Annotated in this window: 19 protein-coding genes; 14 read left to right on the plus strand and 5 right to left on the minus strand. The window is 31.8% G+C overall.

Going from position 1 to position 19,076, the window contains the following annotated elements; all coding sequences use genetic code 11:
- Positions 1–36 precede the first annotated feature (36 nt).
- From HMPREF3131_RS00825 to HMPREF3131_RS00835, 3 genes are all read left to right on the plus strand, one after another.
- Positions 37–906, plus strand: coding sequence for an SDR family oxidoreductase (locus HMPREF3131_RS00825; RefSeq protein WP_019835151.1), 870 nt, complete (start codon positions 37–39; stop codon positions 904–906).
- A 94-nt stretch (positions 907–1,000) separates the two neighbouring features.
- Entirely contained in the window at positions 1,001–1,594 is a 594-nt protein-coding gene (locus HMPREF3131_RS00830; RefSeq protein WP_070436341.1) for a sugar O-acetyltransferase, read from the plus strand.
- Between the two features lie 226 nt (positions 1,595–1,820).
- Positions 1,821–4,328, plus strand: a complete 2,508-nt coding sequence (locus tag HMPREF3131_RS00835; protein ID WP_070436342.1) for a glycosyltransferase — start codon at positions 1,821–1,823, stop codon at positions 4,326–4,328.
- Between the two features lie 43 nt (positions 4,329–4,371).
- Here HMPREF3131_RS00835 and HMPREF3131_RS00840 read toward each other — a convergent pair whose 3' ends face one another.
- The gene (locus HMPREF3131_RS00840; protein ID WP_048681963.1) at positions 4,372–5,322 is read right to left on the minus strand and encodes an NAD-dependent epimerase/dehydratase family protein; all 951 of its coding nucleotides are present in this window, start codon (positions 5,320–5,322) and stop codon (positions 4,372–4,374) included.
- A 270-nt stretch (positions 5,323–5,592) separates the two neighbouring features.
- Between HMPREF3131_RS00840 and pruA the strand changes: the two genes are divergently transcribed.
- The 4 genes from pruA to HMPREF3131_RS00860 all read left to right on the plus strand — a co-directional run bounded on the left by pruA (position 5,593) and on the right by HMPREF3131_RS00860 (position 9,788).
- On the plus strand, positions 5,593–7,137 hold the full coding sequence (pruA, locus tag HMPREF3131_RS00845; RefSeq protein WP_070436343.1) for an L-glutamate gamma-semialdehyde dehydrogenase: 1,545 nt from the start codon (positions 5,593–5,595) through the stop codon (positions 7,135–7,137).
- Between the two features lie 218 nt (positions 7,138–7,355).
- Positions 7,356–7,583, plus strand: a complete 228-nt coding sequence (locus HMPREF3131_RS00850) for a FeoA family protein (protein WP_002449375.1) — start codon at positions 7,356–7,358, stop codon at positions 7,581–7,583.
- 4 nt (positions 7,584–7,587) lie between these two features.
- The gene (gene feoB / locus HMPREF3131_RS00855) at positions 7,588–9,582 is read left to right on the plus strand and encodes a ferrous iron transport protein B (protein WP_070436344.1); all 1,995 of its coding nucleotides are present in this window, start codon (positions 7,588–7,590) and stop codon (positions 9,580–9,582) included.
- Between the two features lie 11 nt (positions 9,583–9,593).
- Positions 9,594–9,788, plus strand: coding sequence for a FeoB-associated Cys-rich membrane protein (locus HMPREF3131_RS00860; RefSeq protein ID WP_371106358.1), 195 nt, complete (start codon positions 9,594–9,596; stop codon positions 9,786–9,788).
- A 71-nt stretch (positions 9,789–9,859) separates the two neighbouring features.
- Here HMPREF3131_RS00860 and HMPREF3131_RS00865 read toward each other — a convergent pair whose 3' ends face one another.
- Complete coding sequence (locus HMPREF3131_RS00865; protein ID WP_070436345.1) at positions 9,860–10,408, minus strand: TetR/AcrR family transcriptional regulator; 549 nt, start codon at positions 10,406–10,408, stop codon at positions 9,860–9,862.
- A gap of 326 nt (positions 10,409–10,734) precedes the next feature.
- Here HMPREF3131_RS00865 and HMPREF3131_RS00870 point away from each other — a divergent pair, with 326 nt between their 5' ends.
- Together HMPREF3131_RS00870 and HMPREF3131_RS00875 are read left to right on the plus strand one after the other, a co-directional pair.
- Positions 10,735–11,199 carry a hypothetical protein gene (locus HMPREF3131_RS00870; protein ID WP_017175077.1) on the plus strand — a complete coding sequence of 155 codons (465 nt, stop codon included), beginning with the start codon at positions 10,735–10,737 and terminating at the stop codon, positions 11,197–11,199.
- 151 nt (positions 11,200–11,350) lie between these two features.
- Positions 11,351–11,872: a methylated-DNA--[protein]-cysteine S-methyltransferase gene (locus HMPREF3131_RS00875; protein WP_019835144.1), complete on the plus strand. Its 522-nt coding sequence runs from the start codon at positions 11,351–11,353 to the stop codon at positions 11,870–11,872.
- A gap of 120 nt (positions 11,873–11,992) precedes the next feature.
- On the opposite strand, the gene HMPREF3131_RS00880 is transcribed toward HMPREF3131_RS00875, so the two are convergent.
- Positions 11,993–13,159: a hydroxymethylglutaryl-CoA synthase gene (locus tag HMPREF3131_RS00880; RefSeq protein ID WP_070436346.1), complete on the minus strand. Its 1,167-nt coding sequence runs from the start codon at positions 13,157–13,159 to the stop codon at positions 11,993–11,995.
- Between the two features lie 112 nt (positions 13,160–13,271).
- On the opposite strand from HMPREF3131_RS00880, the gene HMPREF3131_RS00885 reads away from it, so the two are divergent.
- On the plus strand, positions 13,272–14,426 hold the full coding sequence (locus tag HMPREF3131_RS00885) for a thiolase family protein (RefSeq protein ID WP_019835142.1): 1,155 nt from the start codon (positions 13,272–13,274) through the stop codon (positions 14,424–14,426).
- A 1-nt stretch (position 14,427) separates the two neighbouring features.
- Positions 14,428–15,705 (plus strand): hydroxymethylglutaryl-CoA reductase, degradative, encoded by a 1,278-nt coding sequence (locus HMPREF3131_RS00890; protein ID WP_019835141.1) that lies wholly within the window; start codon positions 14,428–14,430, stop codon positions 15,703–15,705.
- Between the two features lie 73 nt (positions 15,706–15,778).
- On the opposite strand, the gene HMPREF3131_RS00895 is transcribed toward HMPREF3131_RS00890, so the two are convergent.
- Together HMPREF3131_RS00895 and HMPREF3131_RS00900 are read right to left on the minus strand one after the other, a co-directional pair.
- Positions 15,779–16,213: a CHAP domain-containing protein gene (locus HMPREF3131_RS00895; protein ID WP_070436347.1), complete on the minus strand. Its 435-nt coding sequence runs from the start codon at positions 16,211–16,213 to the stop codon at positions 15,779–15,781.
- A 217-nt stretch (positions 16,214–16,430) separates the two neighbouring features.
- Positions 16,431–16,646: a sterile alpha motif-like domain-containing protein gene (locus HMPREF3131_RS00900; protein WP_002454831.1), complete on the minus strand. Its 216-nt coding sequence runs from the start codon at positions 16,644–16,646 to the stop codon at positions 16,431–16,433.
- Positions 16,647–16,870: 224 nt separating this feature from the next.
- On the opposite strand from HMPREF3131_RS00900, the gene HMPREF3131_RS00905 reads away from it, so the two are divergent.
- The 3 genes from HMPREF3131_RS00905 to HMPREF3131_RS00915 all read left to right on the plus strand — a co-directional run bounded on the left by HMPREF3131_RS00905 (position 16,871) and on the right by HMPREF3131_RS00915 (position 19,036).
- Positions 16,871–17,755 (plus strand): cidABC operon transcriptional activator CidR, encoded by an 885-nt coding sequence (locus tag HMPREF3131_RS00905; protein ID WP_061544568.1) that lies wholly within the window; start codon positions 16,871–16,873, stop codon positions 17,753–17,755.
- Between the two features lie 202 nt (positions 17,756–17,957).
- Positions 17,958–18,347: a CidA/LrgA family protein gene (locus HMPREF3131_RS00910; protein WP_002449529.1), complete on the plus strand. Its 390-nt coding sequence runs from the start codon at positions 17,958–17,960 to the stop codon at positions 18,345–18,347.
- A gap of 2 nt (positions 18,348–18,349) precedes the next feature.
- Positions 18,350–19,036, plus strand: a complete 687-nt coding sequence (locus HMPREF3131_RS00915; protein WP_002449420.1) for an LrgB family protein — start codon at positions 18,350–18,352, stop codon at positions 19,034–19,036.
- Positions 19,037–19,076 lie beyond the last annotated feature (40 nt).

Genomic DNA, 19,076 nt, shown 5'->3' on the forward strand with positions numbered 1-19,076 from the left:
GGAACGGTTAAGTAAATAAAGAAGGAGTGAAGATGTATGGACTTATTAGATTTTCATAAAAAAATTAAAGGTTATACACAAGAAAAACAACCAGGTTCTGAAAAAGACATGGATCCTAGACCTATTGCTGAAATGGAAGAATACAAAGCAGGCGGTAAACTAAAAGGAAAAGTCGCATTAATTACTGGTGGTGACTCCGGTATTGGTCGTTCAGTAGCGATTTTATATGCCAAAGAAGGCGCTGATGTAGCTATTGGTTATTATAATGAACATGAAGATGCTGAAGATACTGTCAATCGTTTAAAAGAAATCGGCGTTAAAGCAAAAGCATATTCTCATGATTTAAAAGATGCTGATCAATCAAAAGAACTTATTGAAAATGTTGTTAACGATTTTGGTGGTCTCAATATATTAGTAAATAATGGCGGCGTGCAATTTCCTAATGAAGACTTTTTAGATATTAAACCAGAACATTTCAATGAAACATTTAAAACAAATATTTTTGGGATGTTTTTCTTAACACAAGCTGCAGTACCTCATTTAAGTAAAGGTGATGCAATTGTTAATACAACAAGTGTAACGGCTTATCGTGGTTCTGGTCATCTTATTGATTACTCAGCAACGAAAGGTGCTATTGTGTCGTTCACACGTTCTATTGCAACATCATTGATGGAAAAAGGAATTCGTGTTAATGGTGTAGCGCCAGGTCCAATTTATACTCCATTAATTCCATCAACATTTGATGAAGATAAGGTAGAAAATCAAGGTGGAGATACACCAATGGGTCGACGTGGTCAACCTGCTGAACTTGCGCCAGCTTATGTATTCTTAGCAAGTTATGCAGATAGTTCTTATATTACAGGTCAAATTATCCATGTTAATGGCGGTGACTATATTACGTCTTAGTATGTAGTACTTATGAAGATAATAAAGTATTCTGTCTACGTATAGCGTAGGGAGAATACTTTTTATATTTATAAAAAGAAAAGAGGAAAAGATAATGACTGAAAAAGAAAAAATGTTAGCACACGAATGGTATGATGCTAATTTTGATAAGGAATTAGGAATGGACAGACAGCGTGCTAAAGACTTATGCTTTGAATATAATCATACGCGACCTAGTGATAGAGAAAAACGACAAGCGATTTTAAAAGAATTACTTGGTTATGAAGCGAAACAACTTTCAATCAGCAGTCCATTTGACACAGATTATGGTTGGAATATAAAAGTTGGAGAAAACGTGTTTATCAATAGCAATAGTTATTTAATGGATGGTGGTGGCATTACGATTGGCGATAACGTCTTTATAGGACCATCATGTGGACTATATACAGCACATCATCCACTTAATTATCAAGATCGTAATAAAGGATGGGAATTGGCAAAACCTATTCATATAGGAAGTAATATTTGGTTTGGTGCGAGTGTGACAGTTACGCCAGGCGTTTCAATTGGTGATGGCTCAGTTATTGCAGCAGGTAGTGTTGTAACAAACGATATTCCACCGAATAGTTTAGCTGCTGGAGTGCCAGCAAAAGTGATAAGAACGATTGACCAAAATGAAACAATAAATATGCCTAATCACTTTGAATAATATAGTAACCAACCTTTAAGTAGGAACACGTATACTTAAAGGTTGATTTTTTATATAAAATAACAATGTGTATTGAAATTAAATATTTATTATATAATATAATTAAATGATATAATTGTAGAGTGCTGAATATGTGTATTACTATATGTGCATCATTGAAATCGTTCAATTCATTTTAATGAAACAACTTAAGAGAAATAAAAGCAACTTAGAAAGGATAATGAATATGACACTTAAGACATGTCTTACAAATCAATTAAGACGTAAATCGAATTTTTTATTTACGCCAATACGAAGAAAAAATAAATCTGCTTATACAAGTAAAGTAATGACTTACGCTAAATATTATAAAAAGAATAATGTTAAGGAATATCAGATATTATATCAAGTGAGAGATGGAAAAAGTATCACAGATAGTCCATATGCAATATTTAAAAGTTTAATTCAGCAACCTCGTTATCGTAAATATAAACACATATGGGTAGTAGATCATAACGAAACATTGCTATTTTATAAAGCAAGATTTAAGCACTATAAAAATGTAGAGTTTGTTATTAAAGAATCAAGAGAATATTTGAAAGCATTAACGGAGAGTAAGTATTTAATTAATAATTCTACTTTTCCATCCTATTTCATTAAAAAGCCAAAGCAAATCTATATCAATACATGGCATGGGACACCTTTAAAATATATGGGATTAGACATTGAAAATAGTCTATATGGTTCTCAAAATATTATTAAAAACTTTTTAAGCAGCGATTACTTAATTAGTCCTAATCACCATACGACGACGATTTTTAAACGAGCCTTTAGACTTGAAAATATTTATGGTGGAGAATTTTTGGAAATTGGATATCCTAGAATCGATTTAACTTTAAATTCAAATCGAAAAGACATGATTAGCGAGTTGAATCATTATCTTCATATTAGTAAAGAACAAAGTATTTTATTGTATTGTCCAACTTGGAGAGGCGAGGATGTCAATGCACCAGAGGCAAGTTTAAATCATATCGTTGAAGAAGTTGAAAAACTTAAACATCATCTAGATTATCAAGTATTAGTCAAAGTACATCCTTATTTATATAAAGACGCGCTTAAAATAAAACGTTTAAAACCTTATTTAATTCCTGATTATTTTGATACCAATGAAATATTAGCGATCGTTGATTTAATGATTACAGATTATTCAAGTATCTTCTTTGACTATTTAGTAACCAATAAACCGATTGTCTTCTATACTCCAGATTTGGATGAATATCAATCATCACGAGGTATGTATATTGCTAATCGTGACCTACCTGGTCCTGTCGCTCATCATATTGAAGATGTGATTACAGCGATTAAGCAAAAAGTATATGATGAAGATTCAGTGAAGAAAAAATATCAATATTTTAAAAATCAATATACCTATCTAGATGATGGAACTGTTACTGAAACACTTATTAACATACTATTTGAGGGTAAACGTAAGCGTCCTAAACGTAAGATCTGTGCTAAGAAAAGAGTGTTAATTTATCCTGGTGGTATGAAAAATAATGGTATTACAACGTCTATCATTAATTTATTAGAAAATGTCGATTATGAAACATATGACATTACATTGTTTACTAATAAAAGTAAAAATCTTGAAGTTTTAAATAACTTAAATAGTATTAATAAGAACGTTAGAATTATTTTGAGAGTACCTCCATTAGCAGCATCATTGAAAGAAACGTATAGGATCGATTTCGTAAGACAGAGAGGATTAAAAAGTACGTTAGAGCATTTGATATATCCGAAGAAAGTATACGAAAGAGAAATGCGAAAAGTATTAGATCATAGCCAATTCGACTATGCGATTGATTTTAGTGGGTATTCTATGTTTTGGGCTAATTTAATTTTAGCAACAAAAGTAAAACGTAAATTGATTTATTTACATAGTGATATTAAAGCAGATATGAAAAGAAAAGTTAACGGTGTTAAAATACATTATCAAAATTTAAAAGGTGTACTCTCGCTGTATAGTCAATTTGATCAATTAGTATGTGTATCCGATGCTTCTAAAGATCAAAATAAACAGAAGATGAATGATAAATCATTGAATAAGAAATTTGTCACTTCCAGAAATACGATTAATTTGAATAAAATCAATCAATTAAAATTAGATGACTCTGAAAAATTTGAAAAACAACACCAATCCGTACTCGTACGCATCAATAATGGAGATATAAGTTCAGTACCATTTAAGGAAGACGATTTCAAAATTGTAACTGCAGGACGATTATCACCTGAAAAAGGCTTCGACTTACTTATTGATGCATTTAGTAAAGTACATGTCAGTCATCCGCATACAAAGTTATATATTATGGGGGAAGGTCCTATCCGTGTTCAATTAGAACAACAAATAAAAAGGTTGAAATTAGAAAAACATGTCTTTTTATTAGGTCAAAGGAAGAATCCATACTATATCATGAAACAAGCAGACGTCTTCTGCTTAACGTCTCATTATGAAGGACAATCAATGGTATTACTTGAAGCATTAACTTTAAAAGTTAATATTATCGCGTCAGATATTATAGCAAACCGCTATGTACTCGGTAATGGTAAATATGGTACTCTTGTGAGTCATGATGTTGATGATATCACCGTCGCATTAGAACAGTGTATTCAAAAACAACCATCTCAATATGAAGTGTTTAACGCACAAGAATATAATCAATTAGCACTTAAAGAATTTTATAAACTACTCAAATAGTAAAAAACGGTTAGCATATTAATAAAAGCTAACCGTTTTTCTATTAAATAGTGATGTTGTTATGTTTATTATAAGTCAAATAAGCTGTAATACCTTCTTCAATACTATATTTAGGTTTGTAACCTAATGATTTAAGTGGGGTAATGTCAGCACAAGAATGTTTAATATCTCCAAGACGTGGAGCTTCAAATTGATAAGGTATATGATAATCAAAGCCATTTTCAAACGATTTAAAAACAGCTTTCAAATTTGTTTGTGTTCCTGTGCCTACATTATAGATAAAACCATCCGTTAGAGTAGTATTAAGAACAATTGATATAGCATTGATTAAATCATCGATATAAACAAAATCACGTGTTTGTTCACCATCTCCATAAAATGTAAAGGTTGAATGATTTAAAAACTTAGTATTCATAATAGAAATGACTCCTGAATAATCAGATGTTGGATTTTGTCTAGGACCGTAAATATTAAAGAACCTTAGACAAGTACAAGGAATTTGATATAAATGATTATAAATCTTAGCATATTGTTCTCCAGCGTACTTTTGAATAGCATATGGAGATAATGGAAATGGTTTAGATTGTTCTACGGATTTAGGTAAATCGGGTAGATGACCATAAATAGCTGCAGAAGAAGCAAATATGACTTTTTTAATATTTGGATTATATGTTCGAATTGCTTCTAATATATTGACAGTAGCATCTATATTAATACGATTGGATAATTCTGGCTTTTCGATAGTTTCTACTACACTCACCATAGCAGCTAAATGAATGACAAAATCAAATTGTTCTTTTTGTATTAACTGTGTTACAAATTCAAAATCGGTGATGTCTTTAATATAAATATGTTCATTGTTCACAAAAGGTATATTCTTTAAAAAACCGGAACTTAAATTGTCAATAACATGTACTTCTGTGTCATGTTTCATAAAATATTCTGCTACATGGGAGCCAATAAAGCCTGCTCCACCAGTGATAAGTGCTTTCATATATATACTTCCTTTTCTAGATGTCGGTTAATTGTGTTGTGATTATTATACTTTATTTTATTTAAATTATAAATTATTTATATAATAGAGTGTATTGATAGGGCTACATTAGTATTTGAATAAAAGGTCAAACAAACAATTTTGTAAGCGGTTGCAAATGAAGGAGTAAGCATAGTAAAATGAAGTTAATGATAGAAAATATCATGATTAAGAAACAAAGGGTTAGAGAATGAATTTAAATACTTAAAAACATATAGGGGGTAATGAAGTATGGTAGTACCTTTCAAAAATGAACCTGGTATTGATTTTTCTGTACAAGAAAATGTTGAAAGATTTCAAAAAACGTTAGAAAAAGTAAAACATAGTTTAGGTAAAACGCTTCCTATTGTCATTGATGGTGAACATATCATTAAAGATGATACATTCGATTCAATTAATCCAGCGAATATATCTGAATTAGTAGCTAAAGTGTCAAAAGCGACAAAAGACGATGTAGATAACGCATTTGAATCTTCAAACAAAGCTTATGACGCATGGCGTAAATGGTCACACAAAGATCGTGCTGAATTAATGCTTCGTGTCGCAGCAATAATTCGTCGTCGTAAAGAAGAAATTGCAGCAGTCATGGTGTATGAAGCGGGTAAACCTTGGGATGAAGCAGTTGGAGATGCGGCTGAAGGTATTGACTTTATAGAATATTATGCTCGTTCAATGATGGAACTTGCAGATGGTAAACCGGTCTTAGATCGTGAAGGTGAACACAATCAATATTTCTATAAACCGATTGGTACAGGTGTAACCATTCCACCCTGGAACTTCCCATTTGCAATTATGGCAGGTACAACATTAGCACCAGTGGTTGCAGGTAATACAGTGTTATTGAAACCTGCTGAAGACACAGTGCTTACTGCATATAAACTGATTGAAATTTTAGAAGAAGCAGGCTTACCTAAAGGTGTGGTAAACTTTGTGCCTGGTGATCCTAAAGACATTGGTGACTACTTAGTTGATTCTGTGCATACACATTTTGTGACATTCACAGGGTCTCGTGCAACAGGAACACGCATTTACGAGCGTAGTGCAGTTGTGCAAGAAGGTCAAACTTTCTTAAAACGTGTGATTGCTGAAATGGGTGGTAAAGACGCGATTGTAGTAGATGAAGGTGTAGATACAGACTTAGCTGCACACTCTATTGTAACGTCAGCGTTCGGATTCTCCGGTCAAAAGTGTTCAGCATGTTCACGTGCCATTGTGCATAGTGCTGTTTATGATGAAGTCTTAGAAAAAGCAATTGAGTTAACAAAAGATTTAACAATAGGTAATACTGTCAATAATACATTTATGGGTCCTGTTATTAATAAAAAACAATTCGATAAAATTAAAAAATATATTGAAATTGGTAGTAAAGAAGGAAAAATTGAAATTGGTGGAGAAGTGGATGATTCAACAGGTTACTTTATCCATCCAACAATCATTTCAGGATTAACATCTTCTGATCAAGTGATGCAAGAAGAAATCTTTGGCCCTGTAGTTGGCTTCACCAAATTCGATAACTTTAATGAAGCCATTGATATTACAAATGATACAGATTATGGCTTAACAGGAGCGGTCATCACAAACAATCGTGAACATTGGATTCAAGCTGTAAATGAATTTGATGTAGGTAACTTATATCTAAATCGTGGATGTACTGCAGCTGTTGTAGGTTACCACCCATTTGGTGGTTTCAAAATGTCAGGTACAGACGCTAAAACAGGCAGTCCTGACTATTTATTAAACTTCTTAGAACAAAAAGTCGTATCAGAGATGTTCTAACATAACTAAGTGGTAGGTGCTGTGGAAAGTCGAATTCGTTCGATTTTCCATAGCTTTTTTTATATTCTAAATAAGAAAATAAATACGCTAAACAATGTATGAATCGTATATAAAATTTATGAAAAATGAATAAATAAATGATTGTAAAAGTAAGTGAAAAAGGTTATCATTTAAGTGTTGAGAATGATTATTAATTACAAATAGAAAGTGTGACTGGAATGATAAATGTAAGCACTGCATCAAAAGATAAAAAGTATGTAGTTAAACAAATTGATATTCAAAATAAAAATATGCTATATCGTTTAGGTGCCTTTGGCTTAAATGTAGGTAGTAAAATCAGTATTAAACAAAAGTGCTTGTTAAATGGACCAAGTGTTGTTGAAATTAATGGCCAATGTGTAAGCATTCGTCAACGTGATGCACGTTTAATTATGTTAGAGGAGTAAGCCTATGCACGAAAGCTTCTGTATATTAGGTAATCCAAATGTAGGAAAGACATCATTGTTTAATGCACTAACCGGTTCGTATGAATACATTGGAAACTGGAGTGGCGTTACAGTTGAAAAGAAAGTTGGACAATTAAAGAAAGATATTGGCAATTTAATCGATTTACCGGGTATTTATGATTTATCACCTATTTCTAAAGATGAAACAGTCGTCACAGACTATCTGATGACAAATACATTTACAGGTATGATTAACATTATTGATGCCAGTCAATTAAAGAGAAACCTTCAACTTACAATACAATTAATGGAATTAAATGAACCTATTATCATTGGATTAAATATGGTAGATGTGGCAACGCAAAGAGGTATTAAAATTAAATATGAAGGTCTAATGAGAAAACTGAAAGTACCTGTATTTCCCATTGTTGCTCGTAAAGGAAAAGGTACGGAGGAATTGCTAAATGCATTGTCTTTTTTAAATCCAAAAGAAAAACGTAACTTCAAAATCAGTTATGGTAAAGAAACTGAAGATGCGATTAAGCAAATGACTTCTATCATTCAAGCACATACAGAATATCCTTCAAAACGTTTACGCTTTATAGCAATTCAGTATTTATTAGACAATCCGGAAATTGAACGAGAACTACCTTCAGTCATTTCCGAACAAATTGAACCTATTAAAGAGAAGTTAAGTCAACACTTAGATATATCAATACGACAGCATATCGAAATAATTCGAAATCAATACATTGATCGTCTATTAGATGGTGTCGTTGAATATCCGAATGAAGAACAGCAATTTTTAACTGAAAAACTCGATAAAATAATAATGAATAGATACTTAGGTATTCCAATATTTCTAGTCATTATGTGGCTGATTTTTCAAACGTCCTTTACTTGGATAGGAACACCATTATCAGATCAGCTCGATGCTTTCTTTAGCGGACCGCTCACAGACTGGTTAAAGGCAGGCATGCATTATATACATGTTGCGCCATTTCTACAGAATTTGATTACAGATGGTATTGTAGCTGGAGTAGGTTCAGTCTTAGTATTTGTGCCACAAATTATTGTATTATTCTTCTTTATTTCACTTTTAGAAGATTCAGGATATATGGCACGAATTGCAGTTTTAATGGATAGAACAATGGAATCAATAGGATTAAGTGGTAAATCATTTATTCCAATGATTATTGGATTTGGTTGTAATGTACCTAGTATTATGGCAACACGGAGTATTGAAAATGAAAAAGAAAGACTCATCACTATTTTAATTGCACCTTTCATGTCATGTTCGGCACGATTGCCAGTATATGCTATTTTTGTAGGAGTATTTTTTGAAAAGTATCAATCTCTTGTAGTGCTAAGTTTATATGTATTAGGAATTGTAGTGGCATTAATTGTAAGTACATTACTTAACAAGTTTATTCTTAAAAGTGAGAATTCCGTATTTATTGTAGAACTACCTACATATAGAGTGCCATCAGTTAAAACGTTATGGAGAAGTACTTGGGAAAAAGCAAAAGGATTTGTTAAAAAAGCAGGTACATTTATTTTTGGTGGTTCTGTAGTCATCTGGGCATTGAGTTACATCGGTCCTCATGGGGTGAATGTACAGATTGATGAAAGCTTCATGCATAGTATTGGAGAATTCTTTGGACATCTAATTGCTCCATTAGGATTTGGTAGTTGGCAAGCAGGCGCTACGTTAATTCCAGGATTCTTAGCCAAAGAAGTCATTGTAAGTTCTATGGCTATCCTGTATTCTTCTAGTGAAGGTGGTTTAGTGAATGTCATTCAACAACAGTTCACACCTTTATCTGCCTATGCCTTTATGATTTTTATATTATTATATGTGCCATGTATTTCAACTGTTGCAACAATTCGTAAAGAAACAACATCATGGAAATGGACACTTACAGCATTAATTTATCCAATTTTTACAGCGTATATATTAACATTTGCATTTTATCAAATAACAAAACTATTTATATAAGGATGATGACAATGACAATGACTTTATTAATAAACGTAATCATTTTTGTTGCTATTTTTGGTTACGCTGCGTATACATTATATAAATTCTTTAATCGCTCTACTCAAGGAAAATGTGGTGGTTGTGATACAGATTGTAGTTGTGATATTAATGCATCTAGCGAGTTAAATGAATTAAAATTAAATCATATAAAAAACAATAATTAATAATAAATAAAACCCGTTGAATTAATTCGACGGGTTTTATTTACTAAAACGATATAACGATTGTTTGATCATTAATTAATCGTTTTAATATTAACTAATTTATGAAAAATTTCATCCATTTCTTTAGGTTTAAGTGTTGTCTCCTCATTTTTTTGCCACTCTAAAAAACCATCTATAATTGAACCAAAAACATAGAAAACTAAGCTTTTAGGAATGGTTTCTTCAAGTGCTATCCGATCCATATTTTCATAAAAATCATTTTTGATAATATCTATAAGAAACTGATTTCTAACTTTGTTGTATTCATTATCCTCTTCTTGCATGTATTCGATTCTAGACAATGTTTCACGATTTAATGAATTAGACAAAACTTGAAACGGACGATTAATACGTTCCTTAATATCAATTGCAAAGTAATTTTTCCCAATGACTTCAAGTAAATAGACGAGTAGTTCATATTTATCATAAAAGTGTTTATAAAATGTAGTACGATGAATACCAGCATTTTCACAAATTTTATGAACTGTAATAGAAGAGAAGGGTTCTATTTCTAGTAAAGCATATAAACTACTCGTTAACGCTTTCTTAGTCTTTATCACTCTTAAATCTTTATCATTCATGTCTTTCTCCCCTAACATGTAAACTATAAAATATTTATATAGAGATACATAATATATGATTATAGAATAGAAATATCTATAAATAAATAGAGAATAACTAATAAATTATAATTTAATAAAAGAAATGATTTTTTATGTTTAGCATTAAATAATTTACAATATAGAAAAGTTTTAACTAGGATGAATAGGGTATACAAAATTTAAAGAAATTAATTAGAATTATAAATAAAAATTAAAAAATTATAGAAAAATAGTATTATTTATAGAATGATTCAATGTTAATTCGATAAAAGATAAAAATACTCTATACTGGAGGATGGTATAATATGAAAGGTAGTAAAAGATTAGATCAAATTAAAGAAGATAATAAAAAGCAACTTAAAAAATTATTTAAGTATGACAAAAATAATGCTTTATCATTTAGTAAACAAGATCGTGAAAAAGTTCAAGATAAATTTGGTGTATATGTTATTTTTGATAAAAAAACACCAATATTTGTAGGTCAAACTGGAGGATATTCAACAGGTTATCAACCTATTACGAAAGACTTATTTAATAAAATGGGACAATATAACTTAAAATCTGGTGTAGGCACAACAAAATTTAAAAAAGGCTTAGCTCAACAAAAAGGTGTAAGCGAAGACGATATTAAATCAATCACAGCTGAAGATTATGGATTAAAATTCCAATATGTAAATGTGAAAGATGAGCCAGCGTTTATCAATATATTAGAAATTTTAGCATTAGAATATGCTAAAGATAAAGGTTATGAATTATATAACTTCAATTAAGAATTATTGTGTTATTAAAATAAACTTAGTATTAAAAAGTTATTAATAAATGTGTCAGAATGGATTAATGGGAGCGAGAAGAGGAATTCAAATGAATTCAGTCTCGCTTCTTATTTTTTATTACAATACAATAGAGTAAGGAGGAAGCTATATGTCTTATTCAATGCTTTATCAATCTCCAGTAGGTAATTTAGAAATCATTACAGACGGAGAAGTAGTGATGCAATTAGAATATTTATATCAATACACACATTTACGTTTTCCTACAAATCATGAATTATATATTTTTAAAAAAGTAAAACGATGGCTTGATGACTATTTCTTAGGAAATAATCCAGAGATTGATTTTCCTTTACAACCTCATGGTACACCTTTTCAACAAGAAGTATGGGCTTATCTTAATACGATTCCATATGGAGAGCTTACTACTTACGGAACGATTGCCAAACATATCGGTCAATTATTAAACAAACCAAAAATGTCTGCACAAGCTGTAGGTGGAGCGGTAGGAAAAAATCCAATTTCTATCATCATTCCTTGTCATCGCGTTGTAGGAAAAGATGGTAGTTTAACAGGATATGGTGGAACAATTGATAATAAAATTAAATTGTTAGAAATTGAAAATGTGAATATGAGTCAATTATATCGACCATTATACACAACTAAACCATAAATAAAAGGCGCCTAAGACATAATTCGTTGTCTTAGGCGTTTATAATGTGTTGGGGAGATGGGATGACGAATTCATTTTGAGTTCGTCGTCCCATCTTTTTTAATATCTGAGTGATATACATTATTCAGGAGAATGATAATATCTAATATCATCTTCAATGTTTTCTAAATAAAAGATATTTTTATCGTTTTCTACGTTTTCAATCTCATGATCGAAAGATAAATCATCAAAACGTCTGAAGAATGATTCGTATTCTTTTACAGATACTTCTTGACGCTCATTTAATAAAGTTTGATGTGCTTTTTTATCTAAGTGTTGTTCAAAACCTTCCACTACTGTGGCGCTAAAAAATTCTCCCACAGACCCAGAACCATAACTAAATAATCCAATTGTTTGACCGGGAGTTAAAGTTCTGTTTTCAAGTAATGAAATTAAGCTTAAATAAAGTGATCCAGTATATATATTACCTACATAGCGATTATAGTATACAGCATCTTCATAACCAGACGTTAATCGAGATTGAGTCGTTTCATCAGTATCATTAATGATAGAATCTAATGCTTTTTTGCCCATTTTAGTAAAAGGCACGTGGAAACATAATGATTCAAAATCGGATAATGATTTATCTTCACGACGTGCATACTCTTTCCAACTTTCTTGGAATGATTCAATATATGCGTCTTTTGATAACGCGCCTGCAACAAGTGGATATTTATGGCCAGTCGGTCTCCAGAAATCATACACATCTGCTGTATAAGCAACAGCATCATCGTTTAATTGTAAAATACGGGGCTGATGTGAAATTAACATTGCCACTGCACCAGCACCTTGTGTAGGTTCACCGCCTGACTCGATACCATAACGTGCTGTATCACTTGCAATGACCAATACTTTTTCGTTAGGACGGTTTGCAAGATAATCTTTAGCAAGTTGAATTGCAGGTGTAGCTGCATAGCAAGCTTCTTTCATTTCAAAACAACGTGCAAAAGGTTGGATATTTAATAAATGATGAATTTGAACTGCTGCAGCTTTAGCGTTGTCGATAGCAGATTCAGTAGCAACGATAACCATTCCAATATGTTTTTTATCATCTTCTGTTATAATATCTTTAGCAGCATTGGCTCCCATTGATACAATATCTTGAGATACTGGACTTACTGCCATTTGTGTTTGTCCAATCCCAATTAAAAATTTGTTTGGATCAACTTGACGAGCTTCTGCAAGCTTCGCCATGTCTACATAGTATTTAGGGACATAAAAATTGATTTTATCGATACCTATATTCACAGGCATGTCATCCTTTCGAATAGTCTAATTTTAACAATACAATACTCTGTATTTTACCAAAATAAATTACTAAAATACAATTATATATATACTACAGGCAAGGAGATAAAGAATGAAACAAATCGCTATTGTAAGTGCTAAAAGAACGCCAATTGGCAGATATAAAGGGAAATTGAGAAATTATTCAGCTGTTGAACTAGGTACAACAGCTTTAAAAGGAGCTATTGAATCAATTGATATCGATCCAGCTCTTATTGAACAAGTTATTTTCGGAAATGTCTTACAAAGTGGTATAGGACAAAATTCTGCACGACAAATTGCTATTAAATCAGGTATTCCTGATACAACTCCAGCGATGACGATTAATGAAGTATGTGGTTCAGGACTGAAAGCAATTATTTTAGGGAAGCAACTTATTCAGTTAGGGGAAGCTAAAGTCGTTGCTGTTGGTGGTGTTGAAAGTATGACTAATGCACCTAAACTTATTTTAAAAGACGGAGAAGATCCTGTAGAAAGTTTTATGCATGATGGATTAACGGATGCTTTCCACTATGTTCCAATGGGTGTCACAGCAGAAAATATAGCCGAAAAATATCATGTAACACGTGAAATGCAAGACGAGTTTGCTAACCATTCTCATGCTAAAGCTGCAAAGGCAGTTGAAGAAGGTAAATTTGATAATGAAATTATAAAAATGACAGACGCTGAAGGTAATGAGATGACTTCTGATGAAGGTATAAGACCAAATAGTAGTGTCGAAAAATTATCTACTTTGAAAACAATATTTAAAGAGAATGGAACAGTCACTGGTGGTAATGCTTCAAGTATTAATGATGGATCATCTGCCCTTATTTTAATGGAAGCAACATTTGCAAAAGAACATGGATTTGAAATTCTTGGCATAGTAGGCGATTACGCTGAAGTAGGTTGCGATCCACAATACATGGGGTATGCACCTTTTTATGCAGTAGAAAAATTATTAGAAAAAACACATCAACACATTAATGATATTGATATTATAGAAATGACTGAAGCATTTGCAGCTCAAAGTATACCTGTTAAGGATCATTTAAAAATACCTGATAACATTTTAAATATTTATGGTGGTGCCATTGCGCTAGGACATCCTATTGGTGCAAGTGGTGCACGTCTTGTTACAACACTTGTGAATGCTTTAGAACAAGAACATCAACATACAGGTATCGCAACAGCTTGTATTGGCGGAGGACTAGGTATTGCTTTAATGATTGAAAAGGGAGTACATTAATATGAAAAGTTTAGATAAAAACTTTCGTCATTTATCAAGAGAAGATAAATTAAAACAATTAGTAGACTACGGGTGGTTAGATAAAACGAATTATCAAACATTATTAAGCAATCCAGTTATTGATGAGGAAGTGGCAAACAGTCTCATCGAAAATGTCATTGGCCAAGGCACATTACCAGTTGGATTATTACCTAAAATTATTGTAGATGAGAAAGAATATGTGGTACCTATGATGGTTGAAGAGCCATCAGTTGTTGCTGCTGCGAGTTATGGATCGAAACTTGTTAACCAAACTGGAGGATTTAAAACGATAAAAAGTGAACGCTTGATGATCGGACAAATCGTATTTGATGATGTTAAAGATACAGAAGACTTAACACAACGTATTCAAAAACAAGAAAACCAAATTAAACGTATTGCAGATGAAGCCTATCCTTCTATCATCCATCGTGGAGGTGGTTATCGTGGTATTGACATAGATGCATTTCCTAATGAACAGTTATTGTCTCTTAAAGTATTTGTTGATACTAAAGATGCGATGGGTGCAAATATGCTTAATACCATTTTAGAAGCAGTGACAGCCTATCTAAAAAATGAGTTAACAGATCAAGAGATATTAATGAGTATCTTATCTAATCATGCAACGTCTTCTGTTGTAAGGGTAGAAGGTGAGATTGATATCAATGATTTAAATCGCGGCGATTATTCTGGTGAAGAAGTAGCTAAGAGAATGGAACGTGCGTCAGTGCTTGCACAAGTCGATATTCATCGGGCAGCAACACATAACAAAGGAGTCATGAATGGAATTCATGCCGTTGTTCTAGCTACAGGTAATGATACACGAGGTGCTGAAGCAAGTGCGCATGCTTATGCAGCACGCGATGGTCAGTATAGAGGTATTGCTACGTGGAAATATGATGAAGCCCGAGGACGTCTTGTGGGCACAATTGAAGTACCGATGACTTTAGCCATTGTTGGCGGAGGAACGAAAGTATTACCAGTTGCGAAAGCGTCTTTAGACTTACTCAACGTTGAGTCTGCTAGAGAATTAGGACATGTAGTAGCTGCAGTAGGTTTAGCACAGAACTTTTCAGCTTGTAGAGCCCTTGTTTCAGAAGGTATTCAAAAAGGACATATGAGTTTGCAATATAAATCATTAGCGATTGTTGTAGGCGCTAAAGGTGAAGAAATTTCAAAAGTTGCTGAGCAACTCAAACAAGAACCTAAAGCGAATACTGAAGCGGCTGAACGCATTTTAAAATCAATACGCCAATCTTAAAAATAAGCCATGAGAATTTAGAAATGAAAGAGATTCCATCACTAAACTTTCATGGCTTATTATGTTGTGTCAATTAATAAATGTAATTGTAATTACGCGCAGCAGATGCACTAATATAACGCGTACTGTAGGCTAGTGGACGGTTATAATTATATTCTGAAACAAGAATCTTTCCATTACTGTAAACACGTTCAACGATGGCAACATGACCGTAATATCCTGCAGTTGATTGCATAATAGCATAGCGTTTAGCCTTATGTCCTGTTCTATAACCAGCAAGCTGAGCTCTATAGTACCAGTTTTTGGCATTACCCCATTGATTTGAAACCGGTTTACCTAATTGAACACGACGTTGATATGCCCACCAAGTACATTGATATTTATTATAATAGTTATAGCCAGCTGCTTCAGAAGTATGTGTATGTTCAACATTTTGATATGTATAAGTTCCAGTAAAAATAATTGCCGTAGCTAATATTAGACGTAAAATGAATGTTTTAATTTTCATTAAGTTCTCCTCAAAAATTAAATAATTTAAAGTCTAAAATAATATTATTATTTAAAAAGTTGTAATACAATATAAGAAATGAATTATACAAATAACTGTAATACTTCTGAAATATATGTAATACATTGTAACTAAATCTTTGCATAAAAAAAGACGCCACGAGGGCGCCTTAGTGAGATGATACTTCCATGTAATGTATAACTACATTTTATTGAAATCATACATCTGTGAATTGGTTAAAAACAGCTAATGCTCTTTTAACACTAGTCACCGGTATGTTTTCAAGACACGGATTTGTTCGAAAATATAGCAATATTTCGTTTTGGCTCTTCACGTCTTTAGGAAAAGTGTTATCTTGATTAATCCAATTTACCAATTCACCTAATGGTGTGTCATCGCCTATAAAATTTTGCATAAATTCGTAAAAGCTCAATTCATCACCTCATATTCACTTGAGCCGATTTTGATTATAACATTTTTTGTAATTTGAAAATATAGTTTTGTTTATATGAAAAATAATTTATTTATAAATATTATTTTTCCATAAAGTATACATATTTAAGTAAGTTATCGAATGAATTCAAATTGAATGAATTTACATTTTTCTTACAAAAATAATGTATAATAAAAAAAAGAATTTTTTAAGAAGGTGAGCAATTGGATATCAAGCATATGAAATATTTTATGGAAGTTGTGAATCAAGGTGGTATGACAAATGCTTCTAAATCTTTATATATTGCTCAACCAACTATAAGTAAAGCAATAAAAGATATTGAAAATGAATTAGACATGCCTTTATTCGATCGACAAAAGCGTTATTTAGTTCTTACAGATGCAGGAAAAGTGTTTTATAAAAAATGTGAAGAGATTTTAGCATTATATGATAATATTCCAAATGAAATTAATGGCTTGCTTGGTTTAGAAACAGGTCATATTAATATTGGAATGTCAGCGGTGATGGATATGCAACAATTTATTAATATTTTGGCGGAGTTTCATAAATTATATCCAAACGTTACTTATAGTCTTAATGAAAGTGGCGGTAAATCGATTGAAAATCGTTTGATTAACGATCAAATAGACATTGGCATTACGACCATTCCTATAGATGAGAACACATTTGATTATGTGTCTTTATATAGTGAAGATTTAAGACTTATAGTGAGTGAAGAACATCAGTTAGCTAAGCGTTCATCTGTGACTATGGCTGATTTGAAAAATGAAGATTTTATATTATTCAATGAGGACTTTTATCTTAATGATAAAATTATAGCTGCTGCAAAAAATGCTGGTTTTATCCCAAATACAGTGTCCAATGTATCACAATGGAATTTCATCGAGTATTTAGTCATAGCACGATTAGGCGTTAGTATTTTACCAGAACATATTGCCAAGATGTTAAAAGATGAGATTAAAAGTATAAAAATTGAAGACTCAGGTATGAGCTGGGAACTTGGAGCAATTTGGAAAAAAGATAAACTTTTAAGTTATGCAACTTCTAAATGGATAAAATTTATGACTGAGAGATTGGAAAACAAGTAAACGGTTCATTTTTACAAATAGTGAAAAACCTTAACGTAGGTTCTCTCACTATTTTTTTATTTTTAAAACGGTTCCATAGAAAATAACTATAAGTTATATATAAAATCAATATTTTTATAATCTATCAATATAGATTACAATTTTGAATATAGACTAAAAAATCGCTGTAACAAATTCGACAAATTTATGGAGGTCAGTCGTTTTGAAAAAAGCATTAAATATTATAGAGATTATTCTTCAAATCGTATTGGTGGTAGCGATTAGTATTATAGGTTCACTGCTACAAAAATGGCTACATATACCATTAGCAGGAAGTATTATCGGTATGATATTATTTTATATTTTATTACATTTTAAAATTATTCGTGTTGAATGGGTTTCTAAAGGAGCCGACTTCTTATTAACTACAATGGTCTTCTTCTTTATTCCTTCAGTTGTAGGAATTATGGATATTGTTTCTAATATCACTACAAGTTATATTATTTTCTTCCTCTTGATTATTATTGGTACAAGCTGTGTGGCACTTGTTTCTGGATTTATTGCTGAAACAATGTCTAAGAAAAAACCTCATACTAAGAAAGGAAATCATTAAAAATGGATATATTAAAAGGCGTTTTAATGATATTATTAACTGTTGTAATGTATAAACTTGCTCAAATATTACAACGTAAATATAATAACCCATTATTGAATCCAGCATTAATCGGTTCACTTGGAATAATTATTGTTTTACTTTTAACACGTCAAAACTATCACGATTACATGATTGGCGGTCAATGGATTAACCATCTATTAAATGCCACTGTTGTATGTCTTGCTTATCCACTTTATAAAAATAAAGATAAGATTGTAGAAAATATTGGGGTCATTTTTTCAAGCGTCATGGCTGGCGTGATATTGAATTTTGTGTTAGTGTTTAGTTCGTTAAAGTTATTAGGTTACTCAGAAGAAACAATCGTAACTATACTACCTAGATCAATCACAGCTGCTGTAGGAATTGAAGTTTCTCAAGAACTTGGAGGTACAGATACGATTACAGTACTGTTTATCATTACTACTGGATTGATAGGTAGTATGATGGGTTCAATGCTACTTAAGGTTGGTCAATTTAAAACATCAATCGCGAGAGGTTTAACATACGGAAATGCATCACATGCTTTTGGAACTGCAAAAGCGTTAGAACACGACATCGAATCTGGCGCATTTAGCTCAATTGGAATGATTTTAACAGCAGTTATTAGTTCAATTCTTATTCCAATTATGATTAAGTTGTTTTACTAAAGGGAATACAGAAATAAAATGTATATTTAGGAAAGGGGCT

Source organism: Staphylococcus sp. HMSC14C01 (assembly GCF_001808085.1).
GTDB classification, from domain to species: domain Bacteria; phylum Bacillota; class Bacilli; order Staphylococcales; family Staphylococcaceae; genus Staphylococcus; species Staphylococcus hominis.